The organism is Mycobacterium sp. 1245852.3 (genome assembly GCF_001669335.1).
In the GTDB taxonomy this organism is placed as follows: Bacteria; Actinomycetota; Actinomycetes; order Mycobacteriales; family Mycobacteriaceae; genus Mycobacterium; species Mycobacterium europaeum_A.
The window spans coordinates 1-26,761 of the sequence record NZ_LZLL01000058.1; the positions used below are offsets into that span (position 1 = coordinate 1).

The following is a 26,761-nucleotide window of genomic DNA, read 5'->3' on the forward strand; positions in this document are numbered from 1 at the left end:
AGGGCAAGGTGGTGGTCGTCACCGCCGCCGCGGGCACCGGCATCGGCGCGTCGACGGCACGACGGGCGCTGGCCGAGGGTGCCGACGTGGTGATCTCGGATCACCACGAACGCCGGTTGGGGGAGACCGCCGACCAGCTCACCGCGCTCGGCCAGGGCAGGGTCGAAAGCGTGCTGTGCGACGTGACGTCGACCGCGCAGATCGATGCGCTGTTCGCGTCGGCGACCGCGCGGATGGGACGCGTCGACGTCCTGGTGAACAACGCCGGGCTGGGCGGGCAGACGCCGGTGGTCGACATGACCGACGAGGAGTGGGACCGGGTCCTGGACGTCACCCTGACGTCGGTGTTCCGCGCCACCCGCGCGGCGCTGCGCTACTTCCGTGACGCGCCGCACGGCGGGGTGATCGTCAACAACGCCAGCGTCCTGGGCTGGCGGGCTCAGCATTCGCAGGCGCACTATGCCGCCGCCAAGGCCGGCGTGATGGCGCTGACCCGTTGCAGCGCAATCGAAGCCGCGGAGTACGACGTGCGGATCAACGCGGTGTCGCCGAGCATCGCGCGACACAAGTTTCTGGAGAAGACGTCGTCGGCCGATCTGCTCGACCGGCTGTCGGCCGGCGAAGCCTTCGGGCGCGCCGCCGAACCGTGGGAGGTGGCGGCCACCATCGCGTTCCTCGCCAGCGACTACTCCAGCTACCTGACCGGCGAGGTCATCTCGGTGTCCAGTCAGCACCCATGAGCTGCGATATCGCTGACTAGCGCCGGTCCGCGACGTGTTTACAATTGTCGACCAACGCGGTTGACGCAGGTGGGAGGGTGCAGTGAGCGACGGACCGGGTCACCGACCGTGGGGTGAGAACCCGCCTCCCGCAAGCACACCCGGCCAGCCACCGGGTGCCCCGTGGCAATCCGACGCGGGTTGGCCGCAGCACTGGGGTCAAGGGGGTCAGCCAACCCCTTTCGGGCAGCCCGCGTACGGGGGGTGGCCCTCGCCACCGCCGGTCACCGTCGCCCAGTTCAACGGGCCGCAGGGCGGTCCCGGGCAACGCAATCGCAAGCCGTGGATCATCGGGCTGAGCGTGGCCGCCGCGGTGCTTGTCGTGGTTGTCATCACCGTGATCGCGGTCAGCAGTGGCGGCGGGTCGGGCAGCGCCGGTGATGCCGCCAAGGGTTACCTCGAGGCGCTGGCCCGCGGCGATGCGCAGGCCGCGCTGTCGTACAGCACCGATCAGCCGGCGTCCAAGGAGTTCCTGACCGACGACATCCTCAAGCGGCAGATCGCGCGGTGGCCGATCACCGACATCAAGATCCTCGACGACAATTCCGCGCACGCTTTCGGTTTCGGGCAGGTGCACGTGTCGGCGAAATTCGGCGAGAACACCTCGGACGTGACCATGTCGATCAAGAAGGCGGGCAGCGACTGGAAACTCGACCACGCCGCGATCAAGGTGGACACGCTGAACGCGGGCATCGAGCAGGCCGCCGTCAAAACCGCGACGTTCTTCGGCAAGCCCGTCGGCACCGCGCCGGTGTACGTCTTCCCCGGTTGGCTGGACGTCTCCAGCAGCAACCCGAACCTGGCCGTCAACACGAAAAAGCCCTTCCTGCTTGACAATCTGACGACATCGGGCGCGTACTTCAACGACCTGGAATTCAAACTCAGCGACAAGGGGTTGGCCGCGACCAGCTCCGCGATATCGGCGGCGCTGGCCAGTTGTGCGAACTCGAACCAACTGCGACCGGCCGACTGCCCGCAGCACGCCTTCGACTACGACCTGGTGGACGGGACCGCAGCCTGGGGCAAACCGGACATCAGCGGCCTCAAGATCAACCTGTTCGATCCCTTCCGACTCGAGGCGTCCTTCTCCGGGTCGGTCAACTTCCCGCTGACGGCCCAGACCCGGTCGGGCGGCACCAAGACGAGCGTCGTCGACACCTTCGTGTCCGGCAACGCCGACGAGTCGCAGAATCCGCCGGTGGTCTCGCTGCGCTGACGCTCTTGACGGAGCGGCCGCGGATCGGAAACCAAGGCCTCGGTGGCCAAGCAAGCGCTTGGTTGATACTCTGATCGGGTGGACCGAGTGCCCGGTCAGGCGAACAGCCGGCGAGACGAGCTACTGGAGCTCGCCGCGACGATGTTCGCCGAGCGTGGATTGCGCGCCACCACCGTCCGGGACATCGCCGACAGCGCCGGCATTCTGTCCGGCAGCCTGTATCACCACTTCTCCTCCAAGGAGGAGATGGTCGACGAACTGTTGCGCAGTTTCCTGGACTGGCTGTTCGCGCGCTATCGCGAAATCGTCGACAGCGAGGCCAACCCCCTGGAGCGGCTCAAGGGGCTGTTCATGGCGTCGTTCGAGGCGATCGAGCACCGGCACGCGCAGGTCGTCATCTACCAGGACGAAGCCCAGCGGTTGTTGTCTCAGCCCCGGTTCTCCTACATCGAGGACATGAACCGGCAACAGCGCAAGATGTGGCTCGAGTTGCTCAATCAGGGCGTCGAACAGGGGTATTTCCGGCCCGACCTCGACGTCGACCTGATCTACCGCTTCATCCGTGACACCACCTGGGTGTCGGTGCGCTGGTATCAACCCGGCGGACCGCTCACCGCGGAGCAGGTGGGCCAGCAATATCTCGCCATCGTGCTTGGCGGGATCACTGCGGAATCAAAGAACATCGAAGAAGGAGTCTGAAATGCCTGAGGCGTACGTCATCGACGCTGTGCGTACCGCGGTCGGCAAGCGCGGCGGGTCGCTGGCCGGAATTCACCCGGTGGATCTCGGTGCGCTGGGATGGCGCGGCCTGCTCGACCGGGTCGACGTCGATCCCGCCGCCGTCGACGACGTGATCGCCGGCTGTGTCGATGCCATCGGCGCGCAGGCCGGCAACATCGCCCGGCTCTCGTGGCTGGCCGCGGGCTATCCCGAAGAGGTTCCCGGCGTCACCGTCGACCGGCAGTGCGGATCCAGCCAGCAGGCCATTTCCTTTGGCGCGCAAGCGGTCCTGTCCGGCACCGCCGATCTGATCGTCGCCGGCGGCGTGCAGAACATGAGCCAGATCCCGATCTCGTCGGCCATGACGGTCGGCGAGCAGTTCGGATTCACCTCACCGACAAACGAATCCAAGCAGTGGCTGCACCGCTACGGCGACCAGGAGATCTCACAATTCCGCGGCTCCGAGCTGATCGCGGAGAAGTGGAACCTGTCCCGCGAAGAGATGGAGCGCTACGCGCTGACCAGCCACGAGCGCGCGTTCGCGGCCATTCGCGGCGGCCACTTCGACAACGAAATCATCACCGTGGAAACCGAATCCGGGCCGTTCCGGGTTGACGAGGGGCCGCGCGAGTCGTCGCTGGAGAAGATGGCCGGGCTCAAGCCACTGGTCGAGGGGGGCCGGTTGACGGCGGCCATGGCCAGCCAGATCTCCGATGGTGCCAGTGCCGTCCTGCTCGCGTCCGAAAAGGCCGTCAAGGAGCACAACCTGACGCCGCGGGCACGCATCCACCACATCAGCGCCCGCGCCGCCGACCCGGTGTTCATGCTGACCGGGCCCATCCCGGCGACCCGCTACGCGCTGGACAAGACCGGGCTGTCCATCGACGACATCGACACCGTCGAGATCAACGAGGCGTTCGCGCCGGTGGTGTTGGCCTGGCTCAAGGAGATCAAGGCCGACCCGGAGAAGGTCAACCCCAACGGGGGGGCGATCGCGCTCGGTCACCCGCTGGGTGCCACCGGCGCCAAGCTGTTCACCACCATGCTCAACGAGCTGGAGCGCATCGGTGGCCGCTACGGGCTGCAGACGATGTGCGAGGGCGGCGGCACGGCCAATGTCACGATCATCGAGCGCCTCTGACCTCGTGCAGCACTCGCTTCCGTCGCCCAGTGTGAAAGCTACGACGCGTCAACCGCGTGTCGCGTCGTAGGATTCACATTCGCGAGGTTGTCGGTGCGGGTTGGCACCATCGGCGGCATGACGGAGCTCTTCCTGGGCAGTGAGGCCCTGGCGGCAAAAGTGATGCCCGAGCGGGCAATGCGCTCCCTCTTCGAGCCTGTCCATCCGGGTGTCTACGCGCCTGGCGGCATCGCGCTGACGGCGCGCGAACGCGCGCGGGCGGCATGGCTTTGGTCGCGGCGCAACGGCGTCATCGCGGGGAACTCGGCGGCCGCGATGCTCGGGGCGAAGTGGGTGAGTCCGACGCTCGATGCTGAGCTGGTGCACGGCAATCGCCGCCCACCCGCCGGCATCGTCGTGCACAGCGAGACACTGCTCCCCGGTGAGGTAGTCGAAGTTGACGGCATGCCAGTGACCAGTCCGGCGCGCACCGCTTTCGATGTTGGACGGTGGACATCGTCGCGGCTGTCCGCGGTGCAGCGGCTCGATGCGCTGGCGAACGTCACCGGCGTCAAAATCAGCGACATCGAAGCCGTGCTGGCCGGGCATCGCGGCATGCGCGGCCTGGGTCGGCTCAAAGCGGTGCTGCCGCTGGTGGACAGCGGCGCGGAGTCTCCGCAGGAGACCCGCACCCGGCTGGTGCTGATCGACGCGGGTTTGCCTGTGCCACAGACACAGATCCGAGTGTGCGACGACTACGGCGACTTCGTTGCCCGCATCGACATGGGGTACCGCGAGCTGCGCGTCGGCATCGAGTACGACGGACCGCAGCACTGGACGGACGCCGGGCAGCGCGATCGCGACATCGACCGGTACACCGCATTGGCCGACTTGGGCTGGACGATCGTGCGGGTCGGCAGCGACCTTCTCCGCTATCGGCATGGCACCCTCATTGCCCGTGTCGTCAACGCGATGCGGGCCGCGGGATGGCGCCCTGGGCCACCGAGCGTGAAATCCTCGACGGCACCGCGGCGTGTCGCGTCGTGAAATTCACCCTGGGTCAACTTTTTACCGGATTCGGCCGCCTACCGGGTCGCCACCACCAGGCCAATGCCGCCTAGGGCGAGCAGCCAACTCGTGAAGCTGCCGACCAAGAAGTACTCGGTCACCTCGTCGATGCCGACGCCGTTGTCGCGGTTGGTCTGGGCGTTCAATTCCGGGAATCGGATGATGCCCTTGGCCGCGACGACGGCGCTGGCCGCGGCCACCTGGCCGCCGACGCCGAGGCTGAGGATCAGCAGCCGCTCCAGCGGCCCCAGCAGCCGGCCGCCCTTGAGCCGATCCGACGGCTGCGGCTCACCGGGTGGGCGCACCGCGCCCACCGAGCCAAGCACCAGGCGCACCAACTGATTGGCGGTGGCGAACTGGACCAGCATCACGCCGACGAGCATCAGCAACCGGGCGGGCGTGACATGGCTGAGTGGCAGGTGAACCCAGGCCGACCACCGCGCGACGACGCCGCCGCCCGGCGAGGACCAGCCGGATAACAGGGCCAGCACCGCCAGCGCGCCGCCGAACACCGCCAGCGGAGCGATCTGGTTTTTGCCGCTGAGTTCGCTTCGCGCGCAAAGCCATTCCCACGCCACCACCGCCGCGGCGGCCAGCACGAGCAGCGCGATGTCCCCGGCACGCCACAGGGCGCCCAGCCCCGCGCACGCCAGCACCACCACCGGCCCGGCCAGCAGCGGTGGCCATAGCGCACCGACCGCACGCCGGCAGAGGTCGGCGACGCCGAGGGCGATGAGAAAGACCGCCACGGCGCTCACGGCAGACTCCGAAGGTATTGACTGGCAAGCACAATCAAGTCCAGGCCGTCGCGGCTCGCGCGTTGGGACACCGCCGACGGGCTGATGCCCTCTTCGGCGGCGAGCTCCTTTTTGGTCCGGCCCGTCATCAAGCCCCTCACTATCCGCAATGACCGTTCATCAAGCGATCCAAGCAGATGGTCCCGACAAATCAGGGCGGCGTTGACGGCGGCGACGTCGTCGCGGGTGCCGGCCTCGGCCCGAAACGTCGTGCGTACCAGCGTCAAGCCGGGCTGCCGCTGCGCCTCCGCGGTGTGCTGGATGGCCTCACGGGCGGTCCACCAGCCCGGGCCGTCCTGGATTCCCGCGGCGGCATCGAGGATGGTGACCGAGCCCCAGCCGATGCCGAACCGGACGTCGATGTCGGGGCCGACGGCCAGCCGCAGCGTCAGGGCGGCATCGATCGCGGAGCCGACGGTCGGGTAACTGCCCTGGAACTCGTCGCCGACGGTGAACGCGGGCGGGCCGATAGCTTCGGCGGCGACGTGTCGCAGGGCGGCCGCCAGGCTCCCATGCAGCTTCGAGCGGTCGGTGGCACGCCGGGAACCGACGACGTCACCGATGAGCGTCGCCCGTGATGAAGGACCCAGCTTCATCCGAGCCATTTGAAGAGTATAGCTTAATCATGCGAGGATTTAGCTATACGCTTTATCGAGGCGTTACACCTCTTCGATGAGAGCCGACGCCGCCTGCAGGTGCCGGACGGCGTCTCGCACGATCGACTCGATCAGTTCGGCGCACGACGGCAGGTCCTCGAGGATGCCGGCCACCTGGCCGGAAGCCAGCACGCCGGCGTCGGTGTTGCCGTCCACCAGCCCGGCTTTCAACAGCATCGGGGTATTGGCCGCCATCACCACCTGAGACCAGGTCAGCTCCTTGCCGTGCCGCATCGCCAGGCCGTCGCTGATCATCGACCGCCAGGTCATCTGCGACATGTGCTTGAACTTGGCGGCATTGCGCACGGCCGCGGTCAGGCCCCGCACCGGCGAACCACCTTCCAGCTTCTCCACCAAACCGGTGCGCAGCACCCGGTGCGGCATCCCGTCCACCCGGGTGGTGACCACCGTGCCGTCCAGCGCCGATTCGAGGTAACGGCGCTTGACCGCGTCGGGCACCGTCGAATCCGAGGTGAGCAGAAACCGGGTGCCCATCGCGACGCCGGCGGCGCCATAGCTCAGCGCGGCCGCCAGACCGCGTCCGTCGAAGAATCCGCCCGCCGCGATCACCGGAATGCCGCTGCCCTGCACGGCGTCGAGCACCGAGGGCAGCAGCAGCGTGGTGGCGACCGGGCCGGTGTGCCCACCACCCTCGCCGCCCTGCACAATCATCGCGTCGGCGCCCCAGCCGGCGACCTTGCGGGCGTGCTTGGCCGCGCCGATCGACGGAATCACCACGGCGCCGGCCTCTTTCAGCCGCGCGATGAGCTCCTGCTTGGGCGCCAGCGCGAAGGAGGCCACCTTGACGCCCTCGCGGATCATCAGGTCCACGCGATCGCCGGCGTCTGCGGCGTCGGCGCGAATGTTCACGCCGAACGGCTTATCCGTGGCGGCCTTGACCTTGGCGATGGCCGTCGCCAGTTCGTCCAGCGTCATGGTGGCCGAGGCCAGGATGCCCAGCCCGCCGGCGTTGGCCGTGGCGGACACCAGCCGCGCGCCGGCCACCCAGCCCATCCCGGTCTGGACCACCGGGTGCTCGACACCGACCAGCTCGGTCAGCGGCGTGCGCAGCTTCGTAACCACCGTCAGCGGATCTCTCTGTCGCGCAGCGACTTCGGGTCGATGACCTCGCGGATCAGGCGCAGCTCGTCGTCGGTCGGCAGCCGGGTCTCCTCGGCGCCCTCCAGGCCGTGCACCTCGAACGAGGTGTTCTCGGCGACCTCGTCGGCCGAAACGCCGGGGTGCAGCGAGACCGCCCGCATGCTGCGCCCGGGCCCGCCGAAGTCGAACACACCGAGGTTGGACACCACCCGGTAGGTGTTGGCGAAGCGGAACGCCGGATTGTCGTCGTCCACGTTGTCCCAGCCGATTCCGCAGACGATGTCGACCTTCTCGCAGAACACCCGCTTGGAATGGTTGCCCACCCAGTAGCTGGTCGCGTGGTTGATGGCGTTGCCGGGCGCCCCGCGCACGCCGAACATCTGGCGCTTGGGCTGCTGCAGCGGGCCGAACGCCGAGATGTTCTGATTGCCAAAGCGGTCAACCTGATTGGCGCCCATCACGACGTGGCGCCGGCCCCAGGCCAGGGTTTCGAAGACGCGGCCGAACGGCATCCAGCCCTCGACGGGTGCCGACGCGCCTAGCGCCGGGGTCTCGGCCAGCAGCTGCGCCTCACCGTCGGTCAGCAGGATGTCCGGCGAAAAGGTCAGCCGGGCCAGCCGGGCACCGACCGAGGCCATGTTCGTCATCGGACTGACCATGATTTCGCCTGCGTCCCGGAACAATTCGGCACAGGCGACCGCGCAGATCTCGGGTCGGGTGATCGCGTCGCCGCTCATGACGAGGCCTCCTCTTTGAAAGCGCGCACGGCCGCCTGATAGTCCTCTTCGCTGCCCGACAGGAAGGTCTGCACGAACTGCTGCCAACCCTCGTCGGTCGAGGCCGCCTCGGCGTAATGCCGCTGGAACTTCTCGTCGCGCCCGTAATCGGGTGCGGCGGTGGTGAAGTGGGCCCCACCGGGTGCCTCGACCACGCCGTCGACCATCATCCGGTTCACCAGCAGCGCCTGCGGGGGGACCGCCTTGACCAGCTCCTGGGTGGAAACGACGCGCTCCACCGACAGGAAGCGCTTCTCGGCGGCCATCAGGAAGAGGTCGTCGAAGTACGGGTCGATGCCGGTGTAGGCCGCATTGCCTTGCGCGTCACCAAGATTGAGATGGGCGAACGCGGCGTCCAGGCGCAGCGCCGGCATCGCGATCAGGGTTTCGTGTCCGCCGCCGGGTGCCGGATACGGGCTCGTCACGGTCGCCAGCTCGCCCTCCCAGAAGTCCGGGACCGAACTGCCCAGCCCGGCCCGAATCGGCAGGAACGGCAGGCGTTGCGCGGCCGCCTGCAGACCGCATCGCAGCATGCCTTCGTCCATCTCCCTGGCCTCGATCGTGCCGCCGGTTCGGGCCTTGGCGAACCAGGGGTCGTAGAAGGGTGGGGAGTCCAGCGAGACGAATCCGTAGTAGACCCGCTTGACCTTGCCGGCCGAGCACAGCAGGCCGACGTCCGGCCCGCCGTAGGTCACCACGGTCAGGTCGGTGATGTCGGTGCGCAGCAGGGCCCGGACGAACGCCATGGGTTTGCGCCGCGATCCCCAGCCGCCGATGCCGATCGTCATGCCGCTGCGCAACTGCGCGACGACGTCGTCGAGGGTGGTTCTCTTGTCGCTCACGACTTCTCACCCTTCGTCGTACCGGCGAACGCGTCACGGTGCTCGTCGGACACGCCGGCGAGATTGAGCTCGAACGTAAAGCCTTGCTCCATGCGATAACTCGAGTTGACCCGCTGCACGTCGATGAGGTTCAGCGCCTCCTTGGCGGCCCGGATGACGCGGGTGTCCTTGGCGGCGATGTCGCGCGCGACCCGCAGGGCCGCCTCGTCGAGCTCGTCGCGCGGCACCACCTCGTGCACCGAACCGAAGTGGTGCAGGGTGCCGGCGTCGACGGTGGCCGCTGTGAAGAACAGCCGCCGCATCATGTGCTGGGGCACCAGCCGGGACAGGTGGGTGGCCGCGCCGAGCGCGCCGCGTTCCACCTCCGGCAGACCGAAGGTGGCGTCGTCGGAGGCGACGATGACGTCGGCATTGCCGACCAGTCCGATGCCGCCGCCGACGCAGAACCCGTTGACGGCCGCGACGACGGGCACCGCGCACTCGTACACCGCGCGGAACGCGGCGAAGCAGCCGCGGTTGGCGTCGATGAGCGCGGTGAATCCCTCGGTGCGCTGCATCTCCTTGATGTCGACCCCGGCGTTGAAGCCGCGGCCCTCGGCGCGCAGGATCACCACATGGGTCTCGGGGTTCTGGCCGGCCGCGGTGATGGTGTCGGCCAGTTCGAACCAGCCGCGCGACGGGATGGCGTTGACGGGCGGGAAGTCGACGGTAACCGCGACGATGCCCGGTTCGGTGGTGGTGGATGTGATGGGCAAGGTGCCACTTCCTTGTGGGGTAACTACCTAAGCAAGCACTTGCTTGGTACGCTAGCACAGTGACTCGCGCCGAAGCATGCCCCCCTTTTGACGCCATCAACTTGGGGCTGGCAGGGCGGGTGGTTCTCGTCACCGGCGGCGTGCGCGGGGTGGGGGCCGGGATCAGTTCGGTGTTCGCCGGGCAGGGTGCCACCGTCGTCACCTGCGCGCGCCGCGCGGTCGAGGGGCTGCCCTACGAGTTCCACTCCTGCGACATCCGCGACGACGACGCCGTCAAGGGGTTGATCGACGCCATCGTGGACCGGCACGGCCGGCTCGACGTGGTCGTCAACAACGCCGGGGGATCGCCCTTCGTGTTGACCGCGGAGTCCAGCGCCAAGTTCAACCGCAAGATCATCGAACTCAATCTCATTGGTGGGCTGTCGGTTTCGCAGCACGCGAACGCGCACATGCAGGGCCAGCGGCAGGGCGGATCGATCATCAACATCTGCAGTCTGTCCGGGCGCCGGCCGTCCCCGGGGACCGGGGCCTACGGCGCGGCCAAGGCGGGCCTGGAAAGCCTCACGCAGACGCTGGCCGTGGAGTGGGGGCCGAAGGTCCGGGTGAATGCCTGTGTGGTCGGCATGGTGGAGACCGAGCAGTCCGAACTGTTCTACGGCGACGCCGAGTCCATCGCCGCGATCTCGAAGAATGTGCCGCTCGGCCGGCTGGCCAAACCTGCCGACATCGGTTGGGCCGCAGCGTTTCTGGCATCCGATGCGGCGTCCTACATCAGCGGTGCCTCGTTGGAGGTGCATGGCGGCGGCGAGCCACCGCACTATTTGGCCACCACGAACGCCAGCGCGATCAAGTAAAGGAGAGACGGAAATATGGGAGTGGTTGACGGCCGCGCCGTCATCGTCACTGGAGCGGGCGGCGGCATCGGTCGTGCGCATGCGCTGGCGTTCGCCGAGGAAGGCGCGCGTGTGGTGGTCAACGACATCGGGGTGGGCCTGGACGGTTCGCCGGCCGGCGGCGGCAGCGCCGCCCAGAGTGTGGTGGACGAGATCACCGCGGCCGGCGGTGAAGCCGTCGCCGACGGATCCAACATCGCCGATTGGGACCAGGCGGCCGGCCTGATCCAGACCGCGGTCGAAACCTTCGGCGGCCTGGACGTTTTGGTGAACAACGCCGGCATCGTTCGCGACCGGATGCTGGCCAACACCAGCGAAGAGGAGTTCGACGCCGTCATCGCCGTGCATCTCAAGGGGCACTTCGCCACGATGCGGCACGCCGGGGCGTACTGGCGTGGGCTGTCCAAAGAGGGCAAAACCGTTGACGCCCGGATCATCAACACCAGTTCGGGTGCCGGCCTGCAGGGCAGCGTCGGGCAGGCCAACTACAGCGCCGCCAAGGCGGGCATCGCGGCGTTGACGTTGGTCGGCGCCGCCGAGATGGGGCGCTACGGCGTCACCGTCAACGCCATCGCGCCCTCGGCGCGCACCCGGATGACCGAGACCGTGTTCGCCGAGATGATGGCAACGCAGGACCAGGATTTCGATGCGATGGCGCCGGAAAACATCGCACCGCTGGTGGTCTGGTTGGGCAGCGCCGAAGCCCGCGACGTCAGCGGCAAGGTCTTCGAGGTCGAGGGCGGCAAGATCCGCGTCGCGGAGGGCTGGGCCCACGGACCGGAGATCGATAAAGGCGCGCGGTGGGATCCCGCGGAGCTGGGCCGCGTCGTGGCCGACCTGCTCGCCAAGGCGCGCCGTCCCGTCCCCGTCTACGGCGCCTAGCGGGGTTCGCACACCACGAGCGGGATGACCCGGTCGGCGGCCTCGCGGTACTTGCGGTAGGGCGGGTACATCCGCGTCAGGCGTGGCCAATACCGTTCCCGCTCAGCGTCCGTGGCATCGCGGGCGACCAGGTCCAGGCGCTGGGCGCGGATCTGGACCCGCACGTCGGGATTCTCCTTGAGGTTGAGGTACCACAAGGGGTCTTCGTCGCGCCCGCCGAAGGTCGCGGGCAGGATCACCCGGTCGCCGTCGAGCAGGTAGAGCGTCGCGGTGGTCCGCGGCTGGTCGGACCTGCGTCCGGTCGTGGTCAGCAGCGCCGCCGGAAACCGCAACAGCTTCGCGCCGATCTTGCCGTCGGTGCGTCGGTACACCCAGATGTGGGCGCGCGCGAAATACTTGAGCAGCAGCGCAATCGGGCGCGAGTTGCGGATCCAGCGGCGGTCGGACATGTTGCCCGGGATGATTCCCCACCGGGACGCACGGGAAACGTCAGGGGTCGCAGATGACGATCGGGATGACCCGATCGGTCCATGCCCGGTAGTCGTCGAACGACGGATACATGGCGTCCAGCTTGGGCCAGTACTCGGCGCGTTCCGCCTCGGTGGCGTCACGGGCCTGCAGCTGCAGCACCTCGTCCTTGATCTGCACGGAGACCTTGGGATTGGCCTTGAGGTTGAGATACCACTGCGGGTGTTTGTCGCTGCCGCCCTTGGAGGCGACCAGTATCACCCGGTCGCCCTCCCGCAGGTAGAGCAGCGGGCTCACCCGGGGTTCGCCGCTCTTGCGGCCCGTGGTGGTGAGCAGCGCGACCGGAGCCTTCTGGAAGGTGTTGCCGTATTTTCCGTTGCTGCGCTTGTAGATCCACGCGTTGCTCTTGGCCATCCACTTGATGATGAAGCTGACCCACGGCGAGTTCAGTGCGCGCGGCTTCGGTTTCGGCATGACGGTCCTTAACGATTTTGGATAAAGGGGTGGAAGCGAACCTTGATGTGGTGGATTTCGGCTTTGCCGCTTGCGCTTTCGGCCGGAATCACGAAGGTCTCGTCGACGTGTGCGGCGAGGCGCCGGCCACCGATGCCCGCCTTGGTCAGCACCTGGTAGGACGCGTGCACCCGGTCGCCGTCGACGCGGTAATCCGGTGGCGTCGTCTGCGCGAGCAACCGGTACTGCAGGCCGCGATTGAGGCTGCGCCGCAGATGATTTCCGGAGAAACCGTTCTTGATGCCCTGCTCGACGCGGGTGCACCCGGGCGCGAACGGAACGGCGTCACCGTCATGGTTGACCAGCGCGTCGATGTAGGACTGCGCCGCGGCGATGCGGCGGTCGTCGGGGATGCTCACCAGGTGCGGAAAACTCACCGAGCGCTAGATGCGCTCGATGATGGTGCCGGTCGACAGGGCACCACCGGCGCACATGGTGATCAGCGCGGTGGTCTGGTCGGTGCGCTCCAGCTCGTGTAGCGCGGTGGTGATCAACCGGCTGCCGGTGCTGCCGACCGGGTGGCCCAGCGCGATGGCGCCGCCGTTGACGTTGACCTTCGCCATGTCCGGGTCGTGCACCCGCGCCCACGACAGCACCACCGACGCGAAAGCCTCGTTGATTTCCGTGATGTCGATGTCGCCCATCTTCATCCCGGCCTTCTCCAGCACCTTCGCCGTCGACTGCACCGGCCCGTCCAGGTGGTAGTACGGCTCGGCGCCGACCAGGGCCTGGCTGACGATGCGGGCCCGCGGCCGCAGGCCCAACGCCTTGGCCTTGTCCTCGTCCATCCACAGCACGGCCGCCGCGCCGTCGGAGATCTGTGACGACGTTCCTGCCGTGTGGATTCCGCCCTCGAGCACCGGCTTCAGCGCGGAGAGACCTGACAGCGTGGTGTCGCGCAGGCCCTGGTCGCGGCTGATGGTGACGCGCTCGGATGTCGGTTGCTTGTTCTCGTCGAGTGCCGGGGCCTCGATCGGGGAGATCTCGCGGTCGAAGCGGCCTTCCTCCCAGGCCTGCTTGGCCTTCGTCTGGGAGGCCAACCCGAACTCGTCGATCTCTTCACGGGTGATGCCGCGCCGCTTGGCGATCCGCTCGGCGGCGGTGAACTGGTCGGGCAGATCGATGTCCCACGACGAGGGACGCAGGATGGTCCGGTCCGGACCGGCGTTCGCGCCGAGCCCGACGCGGCTCATGGCCTCGATCCCACACGCGATGCCGATGTCGATGGCGCCCGCCGCGATGAGGCCCGCGACCAGGCCGTTGGCCTGCTGACCGCTGCCGCACTGACAGTCCACGGTCATGGCGCCGACGTGTTCGGGCAACCCGGCGACGAGCCAGCTGACCCGGGTGATGTTGTTGGACTGCTCGCCGTACTGTGTGACGCAGCCGCCGACGATCTGTTCGACGTCGCCGGCGTCGATGCCGGCCTTCTCGACGAGAGCCTTCTGCACCGCACCCAGCAACTCGGTGGCGTGCAAGCCGGACAGCCAGCCGTTCCGCTTGCCGATGGGGCTACGAGTGGCTTCAACGATGACAGGGTTACCCATTCCGTCAGGCTAGAACACGTTTCATTACTCTGACAAGCGAGGATGGTGACCTGCCTTTTATCTGCGCAGGAGGCGTGTTTTACTGGCACTAGAACACGTTGCAATTAGTGTTGTAAAAGGAGCGCACTCTACATGGCACCCCCCAACATTCCCGCCGACTTCGACTTTCTCGACCCCGACGTCAACCTCGCCGGGCTGCCCGTCGAGGAACTCGCCCAGCTTCGCAAGGCCGAACCGATCCACTGGGTCGACATCCCGAATGGCGCGGGCGGGTTCGAGGACCACGGCTACTGGCTCGTGACCAAGCATGCCGACGTCAAGGAGGTGTCGAAGCGCAGCGACATCTTCTCTAGCTGGATGAACGGCGCCATCCCGACCTGGCCGCCGGAGATGAAGCGCGAGCAGGTCGAGCTGCAGCGCAGCGTCATGCTCAACATGGACGCGCCGCACCACACCCGGCTGCGCAAGATCATCTCCCGCGGGTTCACCCCGCGGGCCATCGGGCGGCTGGAAGCCGAACTGGCCGAGCGCGCCCAGAACATCGCCGCGACCGCCGCCAAAGAGGGCAGCGGCGACTTCGTCGAACAGGTCTCGTGCGAGCTGCCCCTGCAGGCCATCGCGGGTCTGCTCGGCGTTCCCCAGGAGGATCGCGACAAGCTGTTCCGCTGGTCCAACGAGATGACCGGTGGCACCGACCCCGAGTACGCCCACGTCGACCCCGCGCAGTCATCGATGGAGCTGATCACCTACGCGATGGCGATGGCCGCGGAGCGCAACCAGAACCCCACCGACGACATCGTCACCACGCTGATCCAGGCCGACATCGACGGCGAGAAGCTCTCCGACGACGAGTTCGGTTTCTTCGTGGTCATGCTGGCGGTGGCGGGCAACGAGACCACGCGTAACTCGATCACCCACGGCATGATCGCGATGGCGGACAACCCCGATCAGTGGGAGCTGTTTAAGAAGGAGCGTCCGTCGACCACGGCCGACGAGATCATCCGGTGGGCGACCCCGGTGTCGGCGTTCCAGCGCACCGCCAACGAGGACACCGAGCTGTCCGGTGTGCGGATCAAGAAGGGTCAGCGGGTGGTGATGTCCTACCGGTCCGCCAATTTCGACGAAGAGGTCTTCGAAGACCCGCACACCTTCAACATCCTGCGCGACCCGAACCCGCACGTTGGCTTCGGTGGCACCGGCGCCCACTACTGCATCGGGGCGAACCTGGCCCGCATGACGATCAACCTGATCTTCAACGCGGTCGCCGATCACATGCCGGACCTCAAGCCGATCGGCGAGCCCGAGCGGTTGCGGTCGGGCTGGCTCAACGGCATCAAGCACTGGCAGGTCGACTACGCCGGCAAGCCCGCGGTGACGTCCTGATGGACTTCGACCTCACCGCGACGCAACAGGCCGTCGCCGATGTCGTCACGTCAGTGTTCGAGCGCGAATTGAGCTGGGACGCTTTGGTCAACGGCGGTGTGACGGCCCTCGCGGTGCCCGAGCGCCTCGGCGGCGATGGGGTGGGTCTGCCCGAGGTCACCACCGTGCTCACCGAGATCGGTCGCCACGGCGCCATCACGCCGGCCCTGGCCACACTGGGATTCGGCGTGCTGCCGCTGCTCGACCTGGCCACCGACGAACAACAGGACCGGTTTCTGGCCGGAGTCGCCAAGGGTGGGGTGTTGACCGCCGCGCTCAACGAGCCGGGTACCGCGCTGCCGGACCGGCCTTCGGCCACGTTCGCGGGCGGCCGCCTGTCGGGCACCAAGGTCGGCGTCGGTTATGCGGGACAAGCGGATTGGATCATCGTGACCGCCGACAGTGCGGTGGTCGTGGTGTCGCCGACGGCCGACGGCCTCGAGGTGGTCCAGACCCCCACCTCCAACGGCTCCGAGGAGTACACCGTCACGTTCGCCGACGTCGCGGTCCAAGACTCCGACGTGTTGGCCGGCGCGACGGCTTCCCGGGTCAACCAGTTGGCGCTTGCCGCCATCGGCGCCTATGCCGACGGGCTGGTGGCCGGGGCGCTGCGCCTGACCGCCGACTATGTGGCCAACCGCAAGCAGTTCGGCAAGCCGCTCTCGACGTTCCAGACCGTGGCCGCCCAGCTCGCCGAGGTCTACATCGCCTCGCGCACCATCGATTTGGTGGCGAAGTCGGTCGCCTGGCGGCTGTCCGAGGGCCGCGACGCCGACAACGACCTGGACGTTCTCGGGTACTGGATCACCTCGCAGGCGCCGCCGGTGATGCAGCTCTGCCATCACCTGCACGGCGGGATGGGAATGGACATCACCTATCCCATGCACCGGTACTACTCCACGATCAAGGACCTGTCCCGACTGCTGGGCGGTTCTTCTCATCGTCTCGATCTGGTGGGAGCGCAATGTTCATAGACCTGACCCCGGAGCAGCGTCAGCTGCAAGCGGAACTGCGGGAATACTTTTCCAACCTGATCTCCTCCGACGAGATGAAGGCGATGGAGCAGGACCGGCACAACGAGGCTTATCGCGCGGTGATCCGGCGGATGGGCCGCGACGGCAAGCTCGGTGTCGGCTGGCCAAAGGAGTTCGGCGGCTTGGGCTTCGGCCCGATCGAGCAGTCGATCTTCGTCAACGAGGCGCACCGCGCCGACGTGCCGCTGCCCGCGGTGACGCTGCAGACGGTCGGCCCGGTGCTGCAGCAGTTCGGCAGCGAGGAGCAGAAGAAGAAGTTCCTGCCTGCCATCCTGGCCGGCGAGGTTCACTTCGCGATCGGCTACACCGAGCCCGAGGCCGGCACCGACCTGGCCTCGCTGCGCACCACCGCGGTTCGCCAGGGCGACGAGTACATCGTCAACGGGCAGAAGATCTTCACCACCGGCGCGCACGACGCCGACTACATCTGGCTGGCCTGCCGCACCGACCCGGAAGCCGTGAAGCACAAGGGGATTTCGATCCTGATCGTCGACACCAAGGATCCCGGCTACTCCTGGACGCCGATCATCCTGTCCGACGGCGCCCACCACACCAACGCTACCTACTACAACGACGTGCGGGTGCCCGCCGACATGCTGGTCGGCGAGGAGAACGGCGGATGGCGGCTGATCACCACCCAGCTCAACAACGAGCGCGTCATGCTGGGCCCGGCGGGCCGCACCGCCGGCATCTACGACCGGGTGCACGCCTGGGCGTCCAAGCCGGGCAGCGACGGCGTCACGCCGATCGATCATCAGGACGTCAAGCGGGCGCTGGGTGAAATCCACGCGATGTGGCGGATCAACGAGCTGCTGAACTGGCAGGTGGCCGCCGCCGGTGAGGACATCAACGTGGCCGACGCCGCGTCGACGAAAGTCTTTGGCACCGAGAAGATTCAATACATCGGCCGGCTCGCCGAGGAGATCGTCGGCAAGTACGGCAACCCCGCCGACTCGGACACCGCCGACCTGCTGAAGTGGCTGGACTCCCAGACCAAGCGCAACCTCGTCATCACCTTCGGCGGCGGCGTGAACGAAGTGATGCGCGAGATGATCGCCGCGGCCGGACTCAAAGTGCCGAGGGTGCCTCGATGACCGACATCAAGGAAGCGGTCGCGGAGATCACCGCCACCGTCGTCGCTGCCCCGCGCGAGGCCCGGGACCCGGTGAACCAGCCGACGATCAACAACTGGGTCGAGGCGCTCGGGGACCGCAACCCGATCTACGTCGACGAGGCCGCCGCCAAGGCCGCCGGTCATCCCGGAATTGTCGCCCCGCCGGCCATGATTCAGGTGTGGACGATGTTCGGCCTGGGCGGGGAGCGCCCGACCGACGACCCCATGGGCCCGATCATGCAGCTGTTCGACGAGGCTGGCTACATCGGGGTGGTGGCCACCAACTGTGAGCAGACCTACCACCGGTATCTGCGTCCGGGCGAGCAGGTCACCGTCGTCTCCGAGATGCGCGACGTGGTGGGCCCCAAGCAGACCGGGCTCGGCGAGGGCTGGTTCATCAACCAGCACATCACCTGGCGGGTGGGTGACGAGGACGTCGCCGAGATGGCCTGGCGGATACTGAAATTCAGGCCCCGCGAGGATTCCGGCGCGACCGCTTCGGTGCCTGAGGACCTCGACGCCGACGCGATGATGCGTCCGGCGGTGTCACGCGACACCGCCTTCTTCTGGGAGGGCGTCAGGGCGCACGAGCTGCGTATCCAGCGCCTCGCCGATGGCACCCTGCAGCACCCACCGGTGCCGGCGGTGTGGCAGGACAAGGCCGAGCCAATCGACTTCGCGGTCGCCGGCGGCCGCGGCACGGTGTTCAGCTACGTGGTGCACCACGCCCCGAAGGTGCCCGGTCGCACGCTGCCGTTCGTGATCGCCCTGGTCGAACTGGAGGAGGGCGTTCGGATGCTCGGCGAGTTGCGCAACGTCGACCATGCCGAGATCAAAATCGGAATGCCCGTTCGCGCAACCTATATCGACTTCCCGGCCGGTGAATCCGGCCCGGAGTGGAGCCTGTACGCCTGGGAGCCGGTGGGAGACGAAGCATGAGCGCACCCGTTGTTGAAGTGGGCACCACCCTGCCCGAGCTCAAGCTGGAGGGCACGCCGACGTTCATCATTTCGACGGCCCTGGCCACCAGGGACTTTCAGGACGTGCACCACGACCGGGACCTGGCGCAGGCCAAGGGTTCCAAGGACATCTTCGTCAACATCCTCACCGACACCGGGCTGGTGCAGCGCTACGTCACCGACTGGGCGGGCCCGACGGCGGTGATCAAGTCGATCGGCCTGCGGCTCGGTGTGCCTTGGTACGCCTACGACACCGTCACCTTCTCCGGCGAGGTGACCGCCATCGACGACGGCCTGATCACGCTGAAGGTGTTCGGCCGCAACAGTCTTGGCGATCACGTCATCGCGAATGTGACGCTGACGATCGGGGGCGCTTAGATGCCAGCGGGTTTATTGAACGGCCGAGCCGCGATCGTCGGCATCGGCGCCACGGACTTCTCCAAGGACTCCGGCCGCAGTGAGCTGCGGCTGGCCGCCGAGGCGGTGCTGGATGCGTTGGACGACGCCGGGCTGAGCCCGTCCGACGTCGACGGGCTGACCACCTTCACGATGGACACCAACAACGAGACGGCCGTCGCGCGCGCGGTCTGCATCGGTGACCTGAAGTTCTTCTCGCAGATCGGATATGGCGGCGGTGCCGCTTGCGCGACCGTTCAGCAGGCGGCTCTCGCGGTGGCCACCGGCGTGGCTGACGTCGTCGTCGCGTACCGGGCGTTCAACGAGCGTTCGGGCATGCGATTCGGTCAGGTACAGACCCGGCTGGTGGGAAACGCCGGGGTGCAGGCTGATTCGACCGCCGCGGACAATTCGTTCTCCTACCCGCACGGCCTGTCGACGCCGGCCGCGCAGGTCGCGATGATCGCCCAGCGCTACATGCATCTGTCGGGTGCCAGCAGCCGTGACTTCGGTGCGATCTCGGTGGCTGACCGCAAGCATGCCGCCAAGAACCCAAAGGCTTACTTCTACGAGAAGCCGATAACCATTGAGGACCACCAGAATTCGCGGTGGATCGCCGAGCCGCTGCGACTGCTGGACTGCTGCCAGGAGACCGACGGGGCGGTGGCGATCGTCGTGACGTCGCCGGAGCGCGCGAAGGATCTCAAGCAACGGCCGGCGATCATCGAAGCGGCGGCGCAAGGCTCGAGCCCCGACCAGTACACGATGGTCAGTTACTACCGGCCCGAGCTCGGCCTGCCCGAGATGGGGGTGGTGGGTCAGCAGCTCTGGGAGCAGTCGGGCCTGAAGCCGACCGATATCCAGACCGCCGTGCTCTACGACCACTTCACGCCGTTCACGCTGATTCAGTTGGAAGAGTTGGGATTCTGCGGCAAGGGCGAGGCCAAGGACTTCATCGCCGACGGGGCCATCGAGATCGGGGGGCGGCTTCCGATCAACACCCATGGCGGTCAACTGGGCGAGGCCTACATTCACGGCATGAACGGCATCGCCGAGGGTGTGCGTCAGCTGCGGGGCACCTCGGTGAACCCGGTGCCCGACGTCGAGCATGTCCTCGTCACCGCCGGAACCGGCGTCCCCACGTCGGGCTTGATCCTGGGCTAGGGGGCTTCGGCGCGCTTCTTCTCGCCGAGTGCCCGGCGTCTTTCTCGCCGAGCGTGAAGTTAGTTTCACGCTCACTGCCGACCGTGAAACTAACTTCACAGTCGATGAGTGAAGTGACGCCGGCAATGACACGTGCCACGCTGCCGTCGTGGGTGAGCCGTTCCTGGGCAGTGAGGCCCTTGCTCGAGGCGTATTGACCAGAGGACAACTCTGCACTGGTTATCTCCGGCTGTTCCGAGACGTTTACGTCAATCGGGATGCGGATGTCACTGCCGCGCTACGAGCGAGGGCCGGCTGGTTGTGGTCTGGGCGCAGGGGCGTGGTCGCCGGGTTCGCCGCCGCGGCGCTACACGGGAGCAACTGGGTCGACAGCTTGACGGCGGTGGACCTCATCCACGACAACCGCCACTTCCAGGCTGGAATCAGAGCGCACGCAGACCGTATCGAGGACGACGAAATAATCGTCATTGGAGAGATCCCGCTGACCTCGGCGGCTAGGACGGCTCTCGATATCGGTTGCTGGTATTCGACGACGGCGGCGGTTGCCGGCATCGACGCATTGGCTCGCGCGACGGGGATCAAGGCGGCCGACGTCGAGCTGCTCGCGGAAAGGTACTCGCGCCGTCGAGGCATCGTGCAGGCGCGGAAGGCCATGGCGCTATTCGACGGCGGCGCGCAGTCGCCGAAGGAGTCGTGGCTTCGCCTGGTGCTGATCGAGGCCGGCCTGCCGCGGCCGCAGACCCAGATTCCCGTGCTCGACGAATTGGGGAGTGCGATGGCGTATTTGGACATGGGCTGGGAGCAGCTCAAAGTGGCGGTTGAGTACGACGGCGAGCAGCACCGCGTCGATCGCCGGCAGTACACCTGGGACGTCCGGCGATTGGAGACCATCGAGCGTCTCGGCTGGATCGTAGTGAGGGTGCTCGCGAGCGACAGGCCGGCAGACATCATTCGCCGGGTGCGTGCGGCTCGCGCCCGCCGAGCGTGAAACTACCTTCACGCTCGCGGCCGAACGTGAAACTAACTTCACACTCGGTGCAAAGCCTTCACACTCGGTGCAAAGCCAAAAAAGCCCCTACGCAGGAACCAGTTCGACGCCCGACAGCACGACGGCGTTGTCGCGCGCGGGCGCGACCACGCTGGCCAGGAAGCGGCCTTCGGAAGACGTCGAGTCCTTCCAGATGCCGACCTTGAGCGTTTCGCCGGGGAAGGCCACCCCGGCGAAACGCGCGCCGTAGGCCGCGACCGCCCCGGCGTCGCCGTCGAGCAGCGCATCGGTGATCGCCTTGCAGGTCATGCCGTAGGTGCACAACCCATGCAGGATGGGCTGGGAAAAGCCTGCGGCAGCGGCGAATTCGGGATCCGAGTGCAGCGGGTTGCGGTCGCCGCACAGCCGGTAGAGCAGCGCCTGCTGCGGCAGGATCGGCACGTCGACCTCGAGATCGGGGGCCCGGTCCGGCGCACCGTCCGACGTTGAAGGACCGCGCTCGCCGCCGAATCCGCCCTCACCGCGGGCGAAGATCGACCGGCGCTGCGTCCACAACACCGTGCCGTCCGGCGCGGTCACCGTCGTCTCGCTCCAGATCACCGCGGCCTTGCCCTTGTCCCAGATGTCGGTGAACCGGGTGACGGCCTTCGCCGAGCCCGACGGCGGCAGCGGAGCGGGCGCCTCGACTCGTTCGCTGGCGTGCAGCACCTTGCTCAACTCGATGTCGATGCCGGGGAATTTGACGGTCGGCGGCTTCGTGACATGGAAGGTGGCGGCCACGTTGCCGAACGTCGGCAGCACCTGCGGGGTGTCGTCGACCAGGTAGCGCAGCTCACGCGGGTCCATCGGATCGGCGCCCGCGCCCAACCCGAGATGATACAGCTGCACATCGCTACTGGCCCAAGAGAATTCGATGGGGTCCAGCTCGGCGTTCAGCGCAACGTCTACGTCGATGGGCATGTCAGTTCTCTCCAGCTATGTGCAACGCCGCCAGGTAGCCGAACGTCATGGCCGGACCGATGGTGCCACCCGGACCGGGGTACGTGTGGCCCATCACCGGGGCGCTGACATTGCCTGCGGCGTAAAGGCCTTCGATGATACTGCCGTCGTCGCGCAGCGCCCGCCCGTGGACGTCGGTGCGGATGCCGCCCTTGGTGCCCAGGTCACCGGGCACCATCTTGGCCGCGTAGTACGGCGCGTGCGTGATCTCCCCGAGGTTGGGGTTGGGCTTGTTGGTCGGGTCGCCGTAGTACCGGTCGTAGGCGCTCTCGCCGCGCTGGTAGTCCTCGTCGACGCCGGAGCGCGCGAACCCGTTGAAACGCTCCACGGTCGCGGTGAATTCGTTCACCGGAAGACCGGCCTTCTGCGCCAGCTCCGCCAGCGTATCGGCCTGGATGATGACGCCGGACTCCAGCCACTTGCGCGGAATACGTTGTCCGGGCTGCAATCCCGCGAAGATGTAGCGGTCCCGGTACTGCTGGTCGAACACCAGCCACGCGGGAATGTTCTCGCCCGGCCCGGGCCCCTGACCGTATTCACCGCCGTACATGTGATGGCAGGCTTCGACGTAGGGCATCGACTCGTTCATGAACCGCTTGCCCGACATGTTGACGATGATCGACCCCGGCGAATTGCGCTCGGACAACGCGAACCAGGGCGCGCCCACCAACGGGACCGTCGGTCCCCACCAGGCGTCCTCCATGAGATCCAATGCGGCGCCGAGCTTTTCGCCGGCCAGGATGCCGTCACCGGTGTTGGCCGCCGCGCCGACGGTCCACTCGGTGGTGATCGGTGCACGCTGGTATTTCACCCGCATCTGTTCGTTGTGCTCGAACCCGCCCGACGCCAGGATCACCCCGCGCCGGGCCCGGATCAGCCGGGGCTCACCCGATTCGGCCTCGCCGGCTTCGCGGACGTAGACGCCGCGCACCACGCCGTCCTCGACGTAGAGGTCGGTGAGCGCGGTGTTGAGCACGACCGGAACCCCGGCCCGCTGCAACCCGATCCGCAGCGGCCCGATCAACGCCCGGCCCATGCCGACGAGGTTCTTGCCGGTCGCCTTGGCCCACATGGTGCGGGCCCCGACCTTCAAGCTGCGCAGCACGCCGCGCGGGTGGCGCTTGAGCTGGTTCAGCCGCACGTAATCCTGTTGCATCACGACCACGTTCAGCGGGACCTTGCCGTACGCCGGCTCCAGGCCGGCTTCGTCGGCGCCGAGCTTGCGGGCGTTGAACGGCTTCGGCTCGATCGATCGGCCCTCGGCACGGCCGCCCGGCGACTCGGGGTAGTAGTCGGAGTACTTCGGCACCCAGCACATCTTCAACGGTGTGTGCTTGAGCACAAACGACAGCATCTCCGGGCCGCGCTCGAGGTAGGTGTCGATGCGTTCGGGCTCCACGACGTTGCCGACGATCCCGTGTAGGTAGGTGCGGGCGGCCTCGGCGGTATCGCGGACCCCGTCACGCTTGAGGACTTCGTTATTTGGGATCCAAACACCACCGCCCGAGCGTGCGGTCGAACCGCCGAAGTGCGGGGCCTTTTCGATGACTATGGTGGAAAGACCCCGGTGAGCGGCGGTAAGGGCGGCCACCATGCCGGCCCCGCCGCTCCCGACCACGACGACGTCGTACTCCTGCGCTGACATGTAGAACACGTTATAGAATTGCCCGGGGCGGCCGCTACTGGCCCGGTCGACCGTACGAGGAGACTTGGAAAAATGCTCAGTGTTGCCACGCGCGACGAGCTAGCTGCCGACTTGGCACAAGCCGAGCGGAGCGGCGAGCCGATCGCCCCGTTGACCGCCGCCTATCCGGAGATCGACGTCGTCGACGCCTACGAGATTCAGCTCATCAACATCCGCCAGCGGGTCGCGGAGGGGGCCCGGGTGCTCGGCCACAAGGTGGGGCTCTCGTCGAAGGCGATCCAGCAAATGATGGGCGTCGACGAGCCGGACTACGGGCACCTGCTCGACGAGATGCAGCTGTTCGAGGACACCCCGGTCAAGGCGAACCGCTACCTCTACCCCCGGGTCGAGGTCGAGGTCGGTTTCATCCTGAACGCCGACCTGCCCGGAGCCGGCTGCACCGAGGACGACGTGCTGGCCGCCACCGAAGCGTTGGTCCCGTCCATCGAGCTGATCGATACCCGGATCACCGACTGGAAGATCGAACTGTGCGACACCATCGCCGACAACGCCTCGTCGGCGGGTTTCGTGCTCGGCGAGGCGCGCGTTTCGCCCCGCGACATCGACGTCAAGGGGATCGACGCCGTGTTGCGGTGCAACGGTGAGGTCGTCGCCGAAGGCCGCACCGACGCGGTGCTGGGCAATCCGGTCACCGCGGTGGCCTGGCTGGCCCGCAAGGTGGACGGCTTCGGCGTCCGCCTGCGCAAGGGTGACGTGGTGTTGCCCGGGTCGTGCACGAAGGCGATCGACGCGCACCCGGGCGACGACTTCGTCGCCGACTTCGCGGGCCTCGGCTCGGTCCGCCTATCGTTCGAATAGGCTCGATTTAAATCGTCTAACTTAAATTTCAAAGCTTCGAAAAGGGGCATCATGCCGACTAAGGCGACTGTGGCCATTGTCGGGTCGGGCAACATCAGCACTGACCTGCTCTACAAGCTGCTGCGATCGGACTGGCTGGAACCGCGCTGGATGGTCGGCATCGACCCGGAGAGCGAGGGCCTGGCCCGCGCCCGCAAGTTGGGTCTGGAGACGACCCACGAGGGTGTGGACTGGCTGTTGGCCCAGCCGGAGAAGCCCGACCTGGTGTTCGAGGCGACCAGCGCCTACGTGCACCGCGACGCCGCCCCCAAGTACGAGGCCGCCGGCATCCGGGCCATCGACCTGACGCCGGCCGCGGTGGGCCCGGCGGTGATCCCGCCGGCCAACCTGCGCCAGCACCTGGACGCGCCGAACGTGAACATGATCACCTGCGGCGGGCAGGCCACCATCCCGATCGTCTACGCGGTCTCGCGTGCCGTCGCCGACCTCGGCGGCGTGCCGTACGCCGAGATCGTCGCCTCGGTCGCCTCGCTGTCGGCCGGCCCCGGCACCCGGGCCAACATCGACGAGTTCACCAAGACGACCAGCAGGGGCGTGGAGACGATCGGTGGCGCCAAGCGCGGCAAGGCGATCATCATCTTGAACCCGGCCGACCCGCCGATGATCATGCGCGACACCATCTTCTGCGCCATTCCCGAGGACGCCGACCGGGACGCGATCGCCAAGTCCATCCACGATGTGGTCGCCGAGGTGCAGACCTACGTGCCGGGATACCGGCTGCTCAACGAGCCGCAGTTCGACGATCCGTCGATAAACTCCGGCGGCCAGGCGCTGGTCACCACCTTCGTCGAAGTGGAGGGTGCGGGCGACTACCTGCCGCCTTACGCTGGAAATCTGGACATCATGACCGCCGCGGCCACGAAAGTCGGCGAGGAGATCGCCAAGGAGTCCTTGAGCGCGACGGCCGGAGGAGCGCAATCATGACCGACATATTTTTCAACCCGGTCTGGGACGTCCGGATGACCGACACGTCGTTGCGGGACGGCTCACATCACAAGCGTCACCAGTTCACCAAGGACGAGGTCGGCGCCATCGTGGCCGCCCTGGACGCCGCGGGAGTGCCCGTCATCGAGGTCACCCACGGCGACGGGCTGGGCGGCTCGAGCTTCAACTACGGGTTTTCCAAGACGCCCGAGCAGGAGCTGATCAAGCTCGCCGCCGAGACCGCCAAAGAGGCCAAGATCGCCTTTTTGATGCTGCCCGGCGTTGGCACCAAGGAAGACATCAAAGAGGCCCAGAACAATGGCGGCTCGATCTGCCGGATTGCCACGCACTGCACCGAGGCCGACGTATCCATTCAGCACTTCGGCCTGGCCCGCGAACTCGGCCTGGAAACCGTCGGGTTCTTGATGATGAGCCACACCATCTCGCCCGAGAAGCTGGCCGCACAGGCGCGCATCATGGCCGACGCGGGCTGCCAGTGCGTCTACGTGGTCGATTCGGCCGGGGCGCTGGTCCTCGAGGGCGTGCGGGATCGGGTTGCGGCGCTGGTCGCCGAGCTCGGCGACGACGCCCAGGTGGGCTTCCACGGCCACGAGAACCTCGGCCTGGGTGTCGCTAACTCCGTCGAGGCGGTGCGGGCGGGTGCCAAGCAGATCGACGGCTCGTGCCGCCGGTTCGGGGCCGGTGCGGGGAACGCCCCGGTCGAGGCGCTGATCGGGGTGTTCGACAAGATCGGCGTGAAGACCGGGATCGATTTCTTCGACATCGCCGACGCCGCCGAAGAGGTAGTCGCCCCGGCGATGCCCGCCGAGTGCCTGCTTGACCGCAACGCCCTGATCATGGGCTATTCCGGGGTGTACTCGAGCTTCCTGAAGCACGCCATCCGCCAGTCCGAGCGCTACGGTGTGCCGGCCCACCAGCTGCTGCACCGCGCGGGCCAGCGCAAGCTCATCGGCGGCCAGGAGGACCAGCTGATCGACATCGCGCTGGAGATCAAGCGCGAGCAGGAAAGCGGCGCCACGGCCCAGCGTTGACCTGCCGCTTCGG

General features: G+C 67.2%; 29 protein-coding genes. 17 read left to right on the forward strand and 12 right to left on the reverse strand.

Annotation, left to right across the window (positions count from 1 at the left end; genetic code table 11):
• The 5 genes from ipdF to A9W96_RS02275 all read left to right on the forward strand — a co-directional run.
• On the forward strand, positions 1-740 hold a 740-nt coding region (ipdF, locus tag A9W96_RS02255), incomplete at its 5' end, for a (5R,7aS)-5-hydroxy-7a-methyl-1-oxo-2,3,5,6,7,7a-hexahydro-1H-indene-carboxyl-CoA reductase (protein ID WP_197499375.1).
• Positions 741-822: 82 nt separating this feature from the next.
• Positions 823-1,995 (forward strand): DUF4878 domain-containing protein, encoded by a 1,173-nt coding sequence (locus tag A9W96_RS02260; RefSeq protein WP_082972005.1) that lies wholly within the window; start codon positions 823-825, stop codon positions 1,993-1,995.
• 78 nt (positions 1,996-2,073) lie between these two features.
• Positions 2,074-2,694 (forward strand): TetR family transcriptional regulator KstR2, encoded by a 621-nt coding sequence (kstR2, locus tag A9W96_RS02265; protein ID WP_156749304.1) that lies wholly within the window; start codon positions 2,074-2,076, stop codon positions 2,692-2,694.
• A 1-nt stretch (position 2,695) separates the two neighbouring features.
• Positions 2,696-3,856: a steroid 3-ketoacyl-CoA thiolase FadA6 gene (gene fadA6 / locus A9W96_RS02270; protein ID WP_066859651.1), complete on the forward strand. Its 1,161-nt coding sequence runs from the start codon at positions 2,696-2,698 to the stop codon at positions 3,854-3,856.
• Positions 3,857-3,973: 117 nt separating this feature from the next.
• On the forward strand, positions 3,974-4,882 hold the full coding sequence (locus A9W96_RS02275) for an endonuclease domain-containing protein (RefSeq protein WP_067137725.1): 909 nt from the start codon (positions 3,974-3,976) through the stop codon (positions 4,880-4,882).
• Positions 4,883-4,920: 38 nt separating this feature from the next.
• Here the strand turns inward: A9W96_RS02275 and A9W96_RS02280 are convergent, their stop codons facing one another.
• From A9W96_RS02280 to echA20, 6 genes are read right to left on the reverse strand one after another with little or no spacing between them, the layout of a single operon-like run.
• Positions 4,921-5,661, reverse strand: a complete 741-nt coding sequence (locus A9W96_RS02280; protein WP_066877470.1) for a hypothetical protein — start codon at positions 5,659-5,661, stop codon at positions 4,921-4,923.
• Positions 5,658-6,305: a SatD family protein gene (locus A9W96_RS02285; protein ID WP_082972006.1), complete on the reverse strand. Its 648-nt coding sequence runs from the start codon at positions 6,303-6,305 to the stop codon at positions 5,658-5,660. The genes A9W96_RS02280 and A9W96_RS02285 overlap by 4 nt, the downstream gene beginning before the upstream one ends.
• A 54-nt stretch (positions 6,306-6,359) precedes the next feature.
• Positions 6,360-7,439, reverse strand: a complete 1,080-nt coding sequence (gene ipdC / locus A9W96_RS02290) for a (3aS,4S,5R,7aS)-5-hydroxy-7a-methyl-1-oxo-octahydro-1H-indene-4-carboxyl-CoA dehydrogenase (RefSeq protein WP_067137730.1) — start codon at positions 7,437-7,439, stop codon at positions 6,360-6,362.
• Between the two features lie 2 nt (positions 7,440-7,441).
• On the reverse strand, positions 7,442-8,194 hold the full coding sequence (ipdB, locus tag A9W96_RS02295; protein ID WP_067019916.1) for a cholesterol ring-cleaving hydrolase subunit IpdB: 753 nt from the start codon (positions 8,192-8,194) through the stop codon (positions 7,442-7,444).
• Positions 8,191-9,075, reverse strand: coding sequence for a cholesterol ring-cleaving hydrolase subunit IpdA (gene ipdA / locus A9W96_RS02300; RefSeq protein WP_066877463.1), 885 nt, complete (start codon positions 9,073-9,075; stop codon positions 8,191-8,193). The genes ipdB and ipdA overlap by 4 nt, the downstream gene beginning before the upstream one ends.
• The gene (echA20, locus tag A9W96_RS02305; protein WP_067137735.1) at positions 9,072-9,830 is read right to left on the reverse strand and encodes a (7aS)-7a-methyl-1,5-dioxo-2,3,5,6,7,7a-hexahydro-1H-indene-carboxyl-CoA hydrolase; all 759 of its coding nucleotides are present in this window, start codon (positions 9,828-9,830) and stop codon (positions 9,072-9,074) included. Before echA20 ends, ipdA begins: the two co-directional genes overlap by 4 nt.
• Before the next feature lie 59 nt (positions 9,831-9,889).
• On the opposite strand from echA20, the gene A9W96_RS02310 reads away from it, so the two are divergent.
• Both A9W96_RS02310 and A9W96_RS02315 read left to right on the forward strand, forming a co-directional pair.
• The gene (locus tag A9W96_RS02310; RefSeq protein ID WP_156749113.1) at positions 9,890-10,684 is read left to right on the forward strand and encodes an SDR family oxidoreductase; all 795 of its coding nucleotides are present in this window, start codon (positions 9,890-9,892) and stop codon (positions 10,682-10,684) included.
• 15 nt (positions 10,685-10,699) lie between these two features.
• On the forward strand, positions 10,700-11,605 hold the full coding sequence (locus tag A9W96_RS02315) for an SDR family oxidoreductase (RefSeq protein ID WP_067137737.1): 906 nt from the start codon (positions 10,700-10,702) through the stop codon (positions 11,603-11,605).
• Here the strand turns inward: A9W96_RS02315 and A9W96_RS02320 are convergent.
• From A9W96_RS02320 to A9W96_RS02335, 4 genes are read right to left on the reverse strand one after another with little or no spacing between them, the layout of a single operon-like run.
• Positions 11,602-12,054, reverse strand: coding sequence for a nitroreductase family deazaflavin-dependent oxidoreductase (locus A9W96_RS02320; protein ID WP_066877037.1), 453 nt, complete (start codon positions 12,052-12,054; stop codon positions 11,602-11,604). The genes A9W96_RS02315 and A9W96_RS02320 overlap by 4 nt on opposite strands.
• A 40-nt stretch (positions 12,055-12,094) precedes the next feature.
• Positions 12,095-12,547 carry a nitroreductase family deazaflavin-dependent oxidoreductase gene (locus A9W96_RS02325; RefSeq protein WP_066877039.1) on the reverse strand — a complete coding sequence of 151 codons (453 nt, stop codon included), beginning with the start codon at positions 12,545-12,547 and terminating at the stop codon, positions 12,095-12,097.
• A gap of 8 nt (positions 12,548-12,555) precedes the next feature.
• On the reverse strand, positions 12,556-12,948 hold the full coding sequence (locus tag A9W96_RS02330) for a hypothetical protein (RefSeq protein WP_197499376.1): 393 nt from the start codon (positions 12,946-12,948) through the stop codon (positions 12,556-12,558).
• Between the two features lie 21 nt (positions 12,949-12,969).
• Positions 12,970-14,133, reverse strand: a complete 1,164-nt coding sequence (locus tag A9W96_RS02335; protein WP_066877041.1) for a steroid 3-ketoacyl-CoA thiolase — start codon at positions 14,131-14,133, stop codon at positions 12,970-12,972.
• A gap of 132 nt (positions 14,134-14,265) precedes the next feature.
• On the opposite strand from A9W96_RS02335, the gene A9W96_RS02340 reads away from it, so the two are divergent.
• The 7 genes from A9W96_RS02340 (at position 14,266) to A9W96_RS02370 (ending at position 21,210) form a co-directional block, all read left to right on the forward strand.
• The gene (locus A9W96_RS02340) at positions 14,266-15,516 is read left to right on the forward strand and encodes a cytochrome P450 (protein ID WP_066877043.1); all 1,251 of its coding nucleotides are present in this window, start codon (positions 14,266-14,268) and stop codon (positions 15,514-15,516) included.
• Entirely contained in the window at positions 15,516-16,529 is a 1,014-nt protein-coding gene (locus A9W96_RS02345) for an acyl-CoA dehydrogenase family protein (protein WP_067137739.1), read from the forward strand. Before A9W96_RS02340 ends, A9W96_RS02345 begins: the two co-directional genes overlap by 1 nt.
• Positions 16,520-17,683: an acyl-CoA dehydrogenase FadE29 gene (gene fadE29 / locus A9W96_RS02350; RefSeq protein ID WP_066877047.1), complete on the forward strand. Its 1,164-nt coding sequence runs from the start codon at positions 16,520-16,522 to the stop codon at positions 17,681-17,683. Before A9W96_RS02345 ends, fadE29 begins: the two co-directional genes overlap by 10 nt.
• Positions 17,680-18,642, forward strand: coding sequence for a bifunctional MaoC family dehydratase N-terminal/OB-fold nucleic acid binding domain-containing protein (locus A9W96_RS02355; protein ID WP_067137741.1), 963 nt, complete (start codon positions 17,680-17,682; stop codon positions 18,640-18,642). Before fadE29 ends, A9W96_RS02355 begins: the two co-directional genes overlap by 4 nt.
• Entirely contained in the window at positions 18,639-19,040 is a 402-nt protein-coding gene (locus A9W96_RS02360; protein WP_066870650.1) for a MaoC family dehydratase, read from the forward strand. The genes A9W96_RS02355 and A9W96_RS02360 overlap by 4 nt, the downstream gene beginning before the upstream one ends.
• Positions 19,041-20,222, forward strand: coding sequence for a lipid-transfer protein (locus tag A9W96_RS02365; RefSeq protein WP_067019936.1), 1,182 nt, complete (start codon positions 19,041-19,043; stop codon positions 20,220-20,222). It begins immediately after the preceding gene.
• 148 nt (positions 20,223-20,370) lie between these two features.
• Entirely contained in the window at positions 20,371-21,210 is an 840-nt protein-coding gene (locus A9W96_RS02370) for a hypothetical protein (RefSeq protein ID WP_067137743.1), read from the forward strand.
• Positions 21,211-21,297: 87 nt separating this feature from the next.
• Here A9W96_RS02370 and A9W96_RS02375 read toward each other — a convergent pair whose 3' ends face one another.
• Entirely contained in the window at positions 21,298-22,170 is an 873-nt protein-coding gene (locus A9W96_RS02375) for a MaoC family dehydratase (protein WP_067137745.1), read from the reverse strand.
• A 1-nt stretch (position 22,171) separates the two neighbouring features.
• Complete coding sequence (gene kstD, locus A9W96_RS02380; protein ID WP_066870686.1) at positions 22,172-23,854, reverse strand: 3-oxosteroid 1-dehydrogenase; 1,683 nt, start codon at positions 23,852-23,854, stop codon at positions 22,172-22,174.
• A 72-nt stretch (positions 23,855-23,926) separates the two neighbouring features.
• Here kstD and A9W96_RS02385 point away from each other — a divergent pair, with 72 nt between their 5' ends.
• Genes A9W96_RS02385 through dmpG form a run of 3 tightly spaced genes read left to right on the forward strand, consistent with a single transcriptional unit; the run spans position 23,927 to position 26,748 of the window.
• On the forward strand, positions 23,927-24,712 hold the full coding sequence (locus A9W96_RS02385; protein ID WP_066870641.1) for a 2-keto-4-pentenoate hydratase: 786 nt from the start codon (positions 23,927-23,929) through the stop codon (positions 24,710-24,712).
• A gap of 51 nt (positions 24,713-24,763) precedes the next feature.
• Positions 24,764-25,696, forward strand: a complete 933-nt coding sequence (locus A9W96_RS02390; RefSeq protein ID WP_066870638.1) for an acetaldehyde dehydrogenase (acetylating) — start codon at positions 24,764-24,766, stop codon at positions 25,694-25,696.
• Positions 25,693-26,748 carry a 4-hydroxy-2-oxovalerate aldolase gene (gene dmpG / locus A9W96_RS02395; RefSeq protein WP_066870635.1) on the forward strand — a complete coding sequence of 352 codons (1,056 nt, stop codon included), beginning with the start codon at positions 25,693-25,695 and terminating at the stop codon, positions 26,746-26,748. Before A9W96_RS02390 ends, dmpG begins: the two co-directional genes overlap by 4 nt.
• Positions 26,749-26,761: the final 13 nt, after the last annotated feature.